At 62.8% G+C, this 11,178-nt stretch carries 10 protein-coding genes and 1 pseudogene; 3 read left to right on the top strand and 8 right to left on the bottom strand.

Annotated features, from left to right (window positions below):
- Positions 1-102 precede the first annotated feature (102 nt).
- The 7 genes from AC1Q5P_RS20915 to AC1Q5P_RS20885 all read right to left on the bottom strand — a co-directional run bounded on the left by AC1Q5P_RS20915 (position 103) and on the right by AC1Q5P_RS20885 (position 8,509).
- Entirely contained in the window at positions 103-591 is a 489-nt protein-coding gene (locus AC1Q5P_RS20915; RefSeq protein WP_492519934.1) for an SRPBCC domain-containing protein, read from the bottom strand.
- 53 nt (positions 592-644) lie between these two features.
- Positions 645-3,890, bottom strand: coding sequence for an efflux RND transporter permease subunit (locus AC1Q5P_RS20910; protein WP_004212878.1), 3,246 nt, complete (start codon positions 3,888-3,890; stop codon positions 645-647).
- Positions 3,891-3,893: 3 nt separating this feature from the next.
- Positions 3,894-5,072: an efflux RND transporter periplasmic adaptor subunit gene (locus tag AC1Q5P_RS20905; protein ID WP_492519933.1), complete on the bottom strand. Its 1,179-nt coding sequence runs from the start codon at positions 5,070-5,072 to the stop codon at positions 3,894-3,896.
- On the bottom strand, positions 5,072-6,349 hold the full coding sequence (locus AC1Q5P_RS20900; protein ID WP_492519932.1) for a TolC family protein: 1,278 nt from the start codon (positions 6,347-6,349) through the stop codon (positions 5,072-5,074). Before AC1Q5P_RS20900 ends, AC1Q5P_RS20905 begins: the two co-directional genes overlap by 1 nt.
- 408 nt (positions 6,350-6,757) lie before the next feature.
- A complete protein-coding gene (locus AC1Q5P_RS20895) occupies positions 6,758-6,925 on the bottom strand; it encodes a hypothetical protein (protein ID WP_155646035.1) in 168 nt (55 codons plus the stop codon).
- Positions 6,926-7,088: 163 nt separating this feature from the next.
- The gene (locus AC1Q5P_RS20890) at positions 7,089-7,886 is read right to left on the bottom strand and encodes a DUF3703 domain-containing protein (RefSeq protein WP_082013220.1); all 798 of its coding nucleotides are present in this window, start codon (positions 7,884-7,886) and stop codon (positions 7,089-7,091) included.
- Positions 7,883-8,509 (bottom strand): cation efflux transmembrane domain-containing protein, encoded by a 627-nt coding sequence (locus AC1Q5P_RS20885; RefSeq protein ID WP_039330829.1) that lies wholly within the window; start codon positions 8,507-8,509, stop codon positions 7,883-7,885. The genes AC1Q5P_RS20890 and AC1Q5P_RS20885 overlap by 4 nt, the downstream gene beginning before the upstream one ends.
- An 83-nt stretch (positions 8,510-8,592) precedes the next feature.
- Here AC1Q5P_RS20885 and AC1Q5P_RS20880 point away from each other — a divergent pair, with 83 nt between their 5' ends.
- Together AC1Q5P_RS20880 and AC1Q5P_RS20875 are read left to right on the top strand one after the other, a co-directional pair.
- The gene (locus AC1Q5P_RS20880) at positions 8,593-8,997 is read left to right on the top strand and encodes a MerR family transcriptional regulator (protein ID WP_052241857.1); all 405 of its coding nucleotides are present in this window, start codon (positions 8,593-8,595) and stop codon (positions 8,995-8,997) included.
- Positions 8,998-9,127: 130 nt separating this feature from the next.
- Positions 9,128-9,466, top strand: a complete 339-nt coding sequence (locus AC1Q5P_RS20875; protein ID WP_039330825.1) for a YnfA family protein — start codon at positions 9,128-9,130, stop codon at positions 9,464-9,466.
- A 188-nt stretch (positions 9,467-9,654) separates the two neighbouring features.
- On the opposite strand, the gene AC1Q5P_RS20870 is transcribed toward AC1Q5P_RS20875, so the two are convergent.
- Positions 9,655-9,804, bottom strand: coding sequence for a hypothetical protein (locus tag AC1Q5P_RS20870; protein ID WP_156135676.1), 150 nt, complete (start codon positions 9,802-9,804; stop codon positions 9,655-9,657).
- Positions 9,805-10,825: 1,021 nt separating this feature from the next.
- On the opposite strand from AC1Q5P_RS20870, the pseudogene AC1Q5P_RS20865 reads away from it, so the two are divergent.
- Positions 10,826-11,077, top strand: a pseudogene (locus AC1Q5P_RS20865) (IS110 family transposase); the annotation flags it as partial.
- Positions 11,078-11,178: the final 101 nt, after the last annotated feature.

The following is an 11,178-nucleotide window of genomic DNA, read 5'->3' as shown; positions in this document are numbered from 1 at the left end:
GGGTTTTTGTCTTTGTTGGGGGGGTCGGTGCTTGTTTTTCCGAGAAACCCCCCAGCCCACCAGCGAGGACAAGAGCGGGCAGTGCCCGCTTCCAGTGCGTCATCATCGCGCCTTCCTCCTGTAGCGGGAGGGGACGCGCTGACGATTGATCCCACGGGCAGGCTGGCCTACCCGCCAGCGCAGATAGGTCGCGAAGCGTTCGTCTGCCTCGACCATCAGGGAATGCAGGCGGCGCAACATCATCGCCGCGAATGGGAATGAAAGCGCCCCGCGCAGCGTGCAGCTATGTGTTAGCCTGGTGCCACCGTCGTCCCCTGCCAGCTCGTACCGCTCTTCGAGCGTGAACAGATAAGGGATGCCGCAGGACCAAGCGAAGGCGTGCGGCTTATCGAATTGATCGACCAGGGCCGGCGTCCGAATTGGCCGGGTGATGCCCTGGATCGCAAAGGTGCATTCTGTGTCGCCGAGCCGGGACGGATCATCGAGAAATACGAGCGGACTCCACGCCCGGCGATGATCCGGATCGGTGAGTGCCGACCAGATGCGCAGTGGCCCGCCGTGAAGCATCGAGCTGGTTATGGTGCGAGGCATATCCCCATCTCCCAGAGATGGGCGGGGCGATCGCGGATCGCCCCGCCCATCCATCAGGCCAAGTTGTTCACGAAGGTCTGACCGTGGTCGTCCCCTTCATGCTCCTCATTGTAGTGCTCGGGTTTCTCGATCACTTTCTGCCCGAACCGGGCATAGAGTGTCGGCAGCACGAACAGCGTAAGAAGCGTCGCCGAGATCAGACCGCCGATGACGACCGTCGCCAAAGGCTTTTGAACCTCTGCGCCGGCGCCTTCGCCCAGCGCCATCGGCACGAAGCCGAGGCTGGCGACTAGCGCGGTCATGATGACGGGTCGCAGACGCTGCATCGCGCCAACATGCGCGGCTTCCTCGCGGCTCATCCCTGATCGGATCAGATCTTGGATCGAGCTGACCATGACGAGGCCGTTGAGGACCGCGATGCCCGAGAGGGCGATGAAGCCCACTGCCGCCGAGATCGAGAAGTCCATGCCCCGCAGGAACAGCAACAGGACGCCGCCCACCAGCGCGAAAGGCACGCCGGTGAACACGATCGCGGCGTCGCGGACCGATCCCAACGCCCCGTAGAGGAGCAGCAGGATCAAGATGAAGCAAGCCGGAATGACCAGCTTCAGCCGTTCGCTTGCCGATTGGAGGTTCTCGAACTGGCCGCCCCATTCGAGATAGGTGCCGGCAGGCAGCCGGAGTTGGCTGCCGATCGCCGCCTGCGCATCCGCCACGACGGATCCGACGTCGCGGCCACGCACGTTGGCTTGCACCACCACGCGCCGCTTGCCGTTCTCGCGGCTGATCTGGTTCGGACCATCGACCACCTTGATCTCGGCGACGCTGGACAGCGGTACATAGCCGCCGCCTGCCACCGGCACCTGCACCTGTTGGAGCAGGCCGATGTCGGCACGCTGCGCCTCCGACAGGCGGATCACCACGGGGAAGCGACGGTCGCCCTCGAAGATCTGGCCCGATGTTCGCCCGCCGATCGTCGCAGTCACGGTGTCCTGCACATCCTGAGCCGTAACGCCCAACCGCGCCATCGCGTCGCGGTTGACGCGAATGTCGAGCATGGGAAGACCGGTCGTCTGCTCCACCTTCACGTCCGCTGCGCCTTGCGTTCTGCGCAGCACCGCCGCGATTTGCTCGGCCGTCCGGTTCATCTGGTTGAAGTCGTCCCCGAACACCTTCACCGCGATGTCGCCGCGCACGCCGGCGATCAGCTCGTTGAAGCGCATCTGGATGGGCTGGGTGATCTCGTAGGCATTTCCCGGAATCTTCGCGAGATTACCCTCGATCCGGCTGACCAGCTCCTCCTTGGGAAGCTCAGGATCCGGCCAATCCTTGCGCGGCTTCAGGATGACGAACATGTCGGTCGCGTTCGGCGGCATCGGGTCGGCCGCCAGCTCGGCGGTGCCCGTCTTGGAATAGACGAATTGCACCTCCGGCTGCTTCGACATCATCCGCTCGATCGGCACCTGCATCGCCTGGCTCTGCTGGACCGACGTTGCCGGAATGCGGAGCGACTGGATCAGCAAATCGCCTTCGTCGAGCTGCGGCAGGAACACCGAGCCGAGCGTAGTGAAAGCAAGCGCCGCCACCACAAGGCTTCCCACACCCGCACCGATCGTCAGCGTCGGGCGCTTCATGGCCCGGTCGAGACCGGGTTCGTAGCGCTTCTTCAGCCACGTGATGATGCGGCCGTCCTTCTCCTCGACCTTCTTCGACAGCCAGATCGCAATCATCGCCGGCACGAAGGTGAGAGAGAGGATGAAGGCGAAGGCGAGCGCGATGATGACGGTCAGCGCCATCGGTCCGAACGTTTTACCCTCCACGCCGGTCAGCGTGAGCAGCGGTACGTAGACGAGGATGATGATTGCCTGCCCGTACACAGAGGGACGGATCATCTCACGCGCAGCGGCTGCCACGGTCGCGAGCCGTTCCTTGACGCTGAGCAATCGGCCTTCATGATGCTGTTGCTCGGCAAGCCGGCGCAGCGCGTTTTCGACAATGATGACGGCGCCGTCGACGATCAGACCGAAGTCCAAAGCCCCAAGGCTCATCAGATTGGCCGAGACCCCAGCGCGCAGCATACCAAAGCCTGTCAGCATCATGGTGATCGGGATGACCAACGCCGCGATCAGGGCCGCACGGAAGTTGCCGAGCAGCAGGAAGAGCACGACGATGACCAGCACCGCGCCTTCGGACAGGTTTTTCGCGACCGTCTTGATCGTCGAATTGACCAGCTCGGTGCGGTTCAGCACCGGCTGAATTACGACGTCAGGAGGCAGCGAAGCGTTGATCGTCTTCAGTTTCTCAGCGACCGCGGTCGACACGATGCGGCTGTTCTCGCCGATCCGCATGATCGCCGTGCCGACGACGACTTCGGTACCGTTCTCCGATGCCGAACCCATGCGGATCGCCTGACCCGTCTTCACAGTCGCAACTTGTTCGACCGTGATCGGCACGCCGTTACGTGTCGCGATCACGGTCCTGGCCAACTCGCTGGCATTGCGAACGAGCGCATCCGAGCGAACAGCCAGACCTTCGCCATTGCGATTGACGAAGCCACCGCCGACGCTGGTGTTATTGCGCTCCAGCGCATTTCCCAGGTCCGTCAGCGTGATGCCGAGCGAGGCCAGCTTCTGCACGTCGGGCACGACGAGGAACTGCTTGGCGTAACCGCCAATCGAGTCGACACCGGCGAGGCCCGGTGTGGTCTTCAGAAGCGGCGTCACGATCCAGTCCTGCGCGGTGCGCAGGTAGGTCGCCTTGTCCTCTTCGGTCGTCAGTCGCTCGCCCTCTGGCGTGATGTAGCTGCCATCGGGCTGTTGGCCCGGTTCACCGGGCTTGTGCTTGTCGTCCTCGCGATGATCGAGACGAACGGTGTACATGTACACCTCGCCCAGGCCTGTCGCGATCGGACCCATTTCAGGGTTCACGCCGTCGGGCAGATTCTCTTGCACGCCCCGCAGACGCTCGCCCACCTGCTGGCGGGCGAAATAGATGTCCGTCGCGTCCGAAAAGACCGCCGTGATCTGCGCGAAGCCGTTGCGGCTCAACGAGCGCGTATATTCCAGGCCGGGGGTGCCGGCGAGCGCGGTTTCGATTGGAAACGACACCTGCTTCTCGACCAGCTCGGGCGAGAGGGCAGGCGCGCGGACGTTGATCTGGACCTGATTGTTGGTGATGTCCGGCACCGCGTCGATCGGTAGCCGGTAGAGGGAAAAGGCGCCGATGGCGGCGACGATGACGGTGAGGAGCAGGACTAGCCAGCGCTTCTCGACCGCCCAGGTTACGATACGGGCGATCATGGCTTAATCCTCGTGGCTCGCTTCGCCCTTGCCGATCTCGGCCTTGAGCGTGAAACTTCCGGTGGTGGCGATCTGTTCGTTGCCGGTCAGGCCCGACCGGACGATCACCGTGTCGCCCGACGCATCGCCGAGCTGGACCGGGGTCGCCTTGAAGCCGGTGGGCGTGCGCACGAACACGACCGACTTGCCCTCGAAACTCTGGACCGCCGTCGTCGGCACGCGGACCGCCCCGCTCCCGCCGCTGCCCGTGAGCTGCACGGCTGCCGTCACAGGCTCGCCGACCCGCCATTCGCCACCGCGATTGTCGAGGGTGGCGAGCGCAGGCACGAGCCGCGTCTGCGGATCAAGCGCCGGCGACACGAAGGTCACGCGGGCGGTCGCCTGACGGCCTGCCGCCTTCACCAGCACCGTATTGCCGGGACGCACCCGGCCCGCATCCTCGGGCTTGAGATTAAGCGCGATCGACACCTGGCTCAGGTTGGCGATGCGATAGAGTTCGGCATCCGCCGCGACCGTTTGTCCCAGCGTCACGGGGCGCGCAATGATCTGGCCCGAGATCGGCGCGGCAATGCCGAGCCGGTTGAGCCCGCCGCCACCGACGCCAGCGGCCGACACCATGCTCTGCGCCTGCGTCAACGCGATGCGCGCCTCCGTCGCCGCCGTGCGTGCTGCGATCAGATCCTGCTCGGGCGACACCTTCTGCGCGAACAACCGCTGCTCGCGTGCGAGGTTCGAATTGGCGAGCTGGAGCCGCGCACGCGCCGCCTCGACCTCACCCTTGATCTGCGCCGCCTCGCGGCTTTCGATCACTGCAATGGTCTGGCCGCGCCCGACCGATTGCCCAAGGTTGCGCGTCAGCGCGACCACGCGCCCCGCGATCGCGGCCGAGACGACCTGCGTACCCTGGGGGTCGCCCTCGATGATCGCAGGCAGCTCGATCGTTCCGGCTCCGCCGATGATCGGCCGTCCGACCTGCACGCCCGCTGCGGCGATCTGGTCGGCACCGAGCGTGACCACGCCTTCATCGGCATGACCGCCTTCAGCGCCGTCTTTTTCGGCGCCCGCTGCCGTTTCATTGGCGGCTGCGCCTTCGGCAGTTGCTTCATTCCCGGCGTCCTTGCCGCCACAGGCAGCCAACAGCAGGGCGAGCGACGCCGCGCCCGCGAGATAAATGCTCTTCATCACTGGTTCCCCCCATTCGGCGCAGGAGCGGTCAGTCGCTCAACCTGCGCGCGGGCATTCTGGTAGTTGGCGAGCGCGTCGATCGCGGCGACCCGCGTGTCGGCGAGTGTGCGTTCCGCATCGAGCAATTCGAGCTGGCCGAATTTGCCCTCGCGATAGCCGATCCGTGCGATGCGGGCGGCCTCCTGGGCAGCCGCGAGCGCTGGCCCCGACGCCGCGCGAGCGGTCGTCGCGGCATTGGCCGCCTGCGCCTGCGCGTCCGTGATCGCCTGTTCGATGTCGAGCGCGGTCACGCGGCGCTGCGCATCCGCCTGCGTCCGCTGCGCGGTCGCCTGTGCGATCGCCGCGCGACCATTGTTGAACACCGGGATCGGAATCGACACGGTGAACACTGCCGCCATGTCGTTGGTCGCTTCCAGGCGGCGGATCGCAGGACCGACATTGAGGTCAGGCACGCGATTGGCGCGCGCGAGCCGCACACCAGCTTCTGCGATGGAGAAATCCGCGTTCGCAGCCGCCAACGCCAAGGTGCCGGTCGTATCGACCGGCGCCACCGGGCCGTAGACGTTTGTACCCGGAAGCCGATCGAGCAGCGTGTCATCGAGCGCGCCGTCGATCGGCCGACCGATCCGGCGCGCCAGATTGGCTCGCGCCGCTTCCGCCAAACGTACCTGCCGCTCGACATTGGCATCAGCATTGATCCGAGCGACGTCAGCACGCTGTTGTTCGAGCGGGGAGGCACGCCCCGCCTGCACGCGGACACTCGCGGCGCGCAGCGCGTCGCTGGCAATCCGGGCCTGGTCGCGTGCCGTCGCCACCCGTCGATCGGCCGCGACCGCCTCGACATAGAGCTGTGTCACCTGAAGCCGGACGTCCGCCGCGATGATCGCGGCCTGAATCTCGGCCCGGGACAATTGCGCGTTGGCGACCGCGACGCGGGCGCCGCGCTTGCCGCCTAGCTCGATCGGGATCGCAAAGCCGACCGTGGATTCCGCGCTGCGGACCCCCCGATACGGCCCGGAACCGATGACGTTCTCAACCTGGCCTTGAACGACCGGGTTCGGCCGCAAGCCCGCAACGGTGCGACCCGCGCGCGCTGCCTCGACCGCAGCACTGGCTGCTTCCGTGGCGGGTGCGGATCCGCCAGCTGAACTGACTGCCTGTTCAAGCGTGTAAACTGGCGAATCTTGCGAAAAGGGTGCGATCGATCCGACCTGTGCATGGGCGATCGAAGCGCATGAGGCGGCGATTAAGAAAGTCACAAAAATCTTATGCATCGAGATGGCGCTCCTTCATAAAGACCGGCCTGCATGGGTGACCAATCGGCAAGTCGGACGATTGACCTTTGCCGGCGCGTCTTGTCTTTGGAGTGGGATACGCCCTGCGCAGAGGGAGAGACACGGAGTTAGCCGCAACAGTCCGGGTTGTGATTAGCCGGATAGCATCGGCAAGTGGGTGCTCGATTTCGCTACCGCTGATAAAGGGGGAGGCAGCCAGCGCTGGCGAGGCAGCGACCAGCATCGCCGCCCGGGTGGGGACGCACAAAAGCAATTGCATGGAAAACTCCTGAACACAGGTGCAAATGGCACACGGGCGCAATGGCCCGAGTGCACTGAGCGACTGGGTTCAGGCTGACGGCGGTTGAAGGGGAGGCGCTTGAGCGAACGAACTCAGAACGGCGGTACTCAAGGCTGAATGCGAGGTATCGCCGCCCAGTGGCAGACCAAAATCACTTGTCCCTTCGCTGGCAAGTCCGATGCTGCAATGATGATGAACCAGCCCATGACATGGGCCACCGTCATCGCTGGAACTATTCCGGTGCCCGTCCCTGTTTGCATGATCAGCGTGAGCATCCAGCATCATGACGCTGTCGTACCCGCTCGCACTATGCGCTGCAGCCGGCGATTCAACGCCGCCAAAGGCAAGGCCGATAGCCAGCCATAACAGGAGGAACATAGCCCGCACGCTAATGACCTACTCGTACCGACCGTAAAAAGCAACCGTGAACGCCTAAGGTCATTTGCCTATCCCGTCTTGCAAGAGCTCAAGAAGATCAGGTGGAATTGGCATTGGCTGAAAGGCGCTCACAGTCGACCGCCCGGTATTTCCGATCGGCAACTTTCCCGTCAGCGCGCCGATCGGTGCAAGAAGCAGTCGGAAGATCTGGCCAAGTGCTTCGCTCCAATCGCGCTGCCGGATGGCGAGACTGAACATTGCGCCGTGAATGGCGAGATGGAGGCCCCAAAAGGGCTGCGCAATAATGTGCACCCGTTCAAGATGGCGCCAGGCAAGGCCATGATTTCCTAAAGCTTCAGCTGACCGATATGCCGCCATTTCGGCCGCAATTACCCGCCGCGCGCTTAGGCTTCTAGCCAGCTCCCGCCAGCGTCCCTGCCGGTGCCAATAAAAGATCTGCGCGAATGCCCAGATAAGCGGGGTCAACAAGCCGGCGGACACCTCAACCTCGTCGGTGTAATGTGTCCCCCCGCTCCGATACGGAGCAACCGTAATCCAATGGTCCCACCTTGTGATCAGGTGACTATAGCCGTCATCGCGCAGACGCTTCGGCCATTCGGTGCCGGCAGCTTCGTGCTGGGACGTCACGATCCACTGTGTCCCGAACGGAATAATGCCAAGGAGGCGGAGCTTGACCTCATAGCGCTCGCCAGGCCGAAACCTGTCGAACGCCGCGTCATCGACCGGGATGAAGCGCACCAGCGGCCAGGCGATATGCTGCAGCAGGCGCGCCGTCTGCACCTCGGCCCAGACTGTTTCCGGCTTGAGCGCGATATGTGTCGAACGGGAAACCTTCATGCCGCAACGCTCCGCAATTCACGCCGTGCCTGCTGGACAATCTGAATGCCGCCGCTGATCCCGAGCAGTGCCAAAATCGCTGCAACAATAAGGTCGGGCCAGGCTGTTCCGGTGCCGAACACGCCAAGTGCGGCCGCCATAACGGCGATATTGCCGATCGCGTCATTGCGCGAGCATATCCAGACCGAGCGCATGTTCGCGTCTCCAGTGCGAAAACGGTAGAGCATGATGGCGACACCGGTGTTGGCCGCCAGCGCGAGCGCGCCGATGATTCCCATCAGTTCAGGCTCGGGTGCAGCTCCGCCGAGCGCCGCCAGAACGGCTGTGATCACGACCCAACCACCTAGACCGATGAGGGCGAGCCCCTTGGCCAGCGCCGCCCGCGCGCGCCATGCCAGCGCCATCCCGGCGACCAGCAGGCTGATCGCATAATTGGTGGCATCCCCCAGAAAATCGAGTGCGTCCGCCTGCAACGCGCGGCTGTCCGCAGCGGCCCCTGCCGCCATTTCCACCGCGAACATGCCGGCGTTCACGCCGAGCGCGATCCACAAAGCCCTGCGCCAGCGCGGGTCGTTCAGAGTTGCCGTCGTTCCGCACGCGGCCTTGCAGCAATCATCAGCCATCTTTTTGCCTTCTCGACAATCTGCGAGTCGGCATTCTATCTACACCCTGTAGCAACTATAGGGTCAAGCCCGAAGGAGTGGCAGTGAAAATTGGCGAACTCGCGAGCGCCACGGCGACGAAGGTCGAGACGGTGCGCTATTATGAAAAGATCGGGTTGTTGCCGCCACCCGCCCGGACAAGTGCCAATTACCGTGCCTATGGCAATGATCATCTGGCGCGCCTGTCGTTCATCCGCCGCGCCCGCGATCTCGGTTTCACGCTCGAAGCCGTGCGCGAACTGCTCACGCTGTCGGATGACAAGGCCCAATCCTGCGATGCCGTTGACGGAATCGCGCGCGTCCACCTCACCGAAATCGACCGCAAGATCGCCGATCTGAGCGCACTGCGCGGCGAACTGGACCGGGTCATCGGATCCTGCCGTCACGGGACCGTGGCCGACTGCAAGATCATCGAGACCCTCGCCCCGCGCACGCTGACCGCAACGTGATCGAAGATCGCTGCTTTGGCGCCAACGCTTCGGCCTCGCGTGCATGGATCCACCAGACCGCGTTGACGATGCTGCGACACCCGGCAATGGTCTGCCCAGCCCCACTATCGCCACGGATCGAGCACTAACCATGCCAACCCTGCAAACCGGACTCATCTATGCGCTCGCCGCGCTGGCGGAGATCGCCGGTTGCTTCTCGTTCTGGGCATGGTTGCGGCTCGACAAATCTGCCTGGTGGGTTGCGCCGGGCATGGTGTCGCTCGCGATTTTTGCCTGGCTCCTCACGCTGGTCGATACATCCGCTGCGGGCCGCGCATTCGCAGCCTATGGCGGCGTCTACATCGCAGCGTCACTGATTTGGCTTTGGAGTGTCGAAGGCGCACGACCCGACCGCTGGGATGTCATTGGCGCGGCGATTTGTCTCGTCGGAGCAGGATTGATTCTGGTGGGTCCGGGACGATCAGCCTGATGGCTGCAATTGGGATGGTCACTCGAAAAGCATTTCGTGAACATCCCGAATGCCAATAAGTTAAAGGCTATAATGAATAGCTTTTACGAGGCTTGCTCGACTGTTAGGCATTCGCGCAAGAGCGGTCCAAAAGAAAGCGGGCGCCCAGTTGGTGACCGGACGCCCGCCCTTATGCCTTGGCTAGTCCCTTACGGGCAGCAGTCCATTGCAGCCTCGCAGCATGCGAGCACGAGGTCGCAGCAGGACATTGCGAGCGATGCGACCTGCTCCGGCGCGGCGGCAAAAGCAGCTGAGCTGGAACCGAGCAGCACTGCTGCCGTGATGATGTACTTCTTCATGATGTTTATCTCCGTTGAAATTGAATTCCGTCGATCAGCGGAGCATTCGGGGAGGCGGCGGTTCCGGCCCTCCGACAGGCAGAGGAGGAAACTTGGCGAGAAGTGGTAAAAAAGTGAGCGAGCCTGGGTCGCGTGCCTCAAGAGACGAAACGCGGCTTGCTGGGAGCGTCTGGCACAAGGCGATGCAATAGCTCTGACACTGTTGGCTCATGTCATCCTTGCAATCGCCGCAGTCGCCGTGGTCGTCGTTCATCGCGGCCATCGGCGAGCAACTGCTCGCTGCATAGGTCGCCCCTACGGGTAGCAGCGCGGCAAGAAATGCCGCGAGATAGAGAAAGAGGCGCTTTGTCACGGATTGGTCCATACTGCCGTGTTCGACGTGATCAAAGACATAGTTACACAGCCACACGCAAAGCTTAACGCCGCTTCGAGCAACGCAAGCTTCTTAGCGATATCAAATGGCCTTTCGCCGGTTGTGACCCCAGCAAGTCTCAGACTAGCACCCCGGAATGCAAAAAATCAGAGGGCTTTGAGTCATGCGGAATTAAGGTCCCCCAGCTAGCCAAGGATGTTAGGTTGACGCCTGAGCGATCGACTACTTCCTGGATCATTCGCCTACAAACTAGATGAGCGAAATTAGGGCGCAAAGCTGAAGCTAGGGGCTGTGGACGCGAATGGCAGCAACCCAGCAAATTCAGCCACTCTCGCTAAACTCTGTGCTGGCCGAAGCCAGATAACTGACTGCATCCTGCAGGTAAGCGTACCCTATAGCACCACTCGGCTGCGTCTACTCTTGCAGTGATGAACTCCGGTGCCGATCCAGTTCCAACGGCCGATCACAGTTTCGGTCCACGTTCGTTCGACCAGAATATGCGATGTGGTCGCAGCTTTCGGTCCGCTCGATCGAGCTGAGTGGCAGATTTCGACAAAAGCAGATGGGTTGGATGGCTCCCGCTCACGGCATCTAGGTGCCAAGATGTGAAGGCTATCAGGCAATCACGAGCAGATGGGAGCCACCCAGATGGAGATTATGACGATCGGCCTCGATTTGGCCAAGAGCGTTTTCCAGGTTCACGGCGTTGATGCGGCGGGCAAGACCGTCGTTCGCAAGGCGTTGCGTCGAGCACAGGTGCTGACATTTTTCTCGAAGCTGCCGCCCTGTCTAGTGGGTATTGAGGCGTGCGGCACGTCCCATCACTGGGCACGTGAACTGATCAAGCTCGGGCATGATGTTCGCCTTATGCCGCCGGCTTACGTCAAACCGTATGTGAAGTTATGGCGAGGTGAGCATAACTTCACTAATCACGAGGTCCCCATAATGCGGAGGAACGCGGCCTGATTGGCGGATTTTCGCCATTCTTGGCCATGCTCCTC

The sequence above is a fragment of the Novosphingobium sp. GW835-FHT14H07 genome, from assembly GCF_058793515.1.
This window is presented reverse-complemented; position numbering and strand designations above follow the sequence as displayed.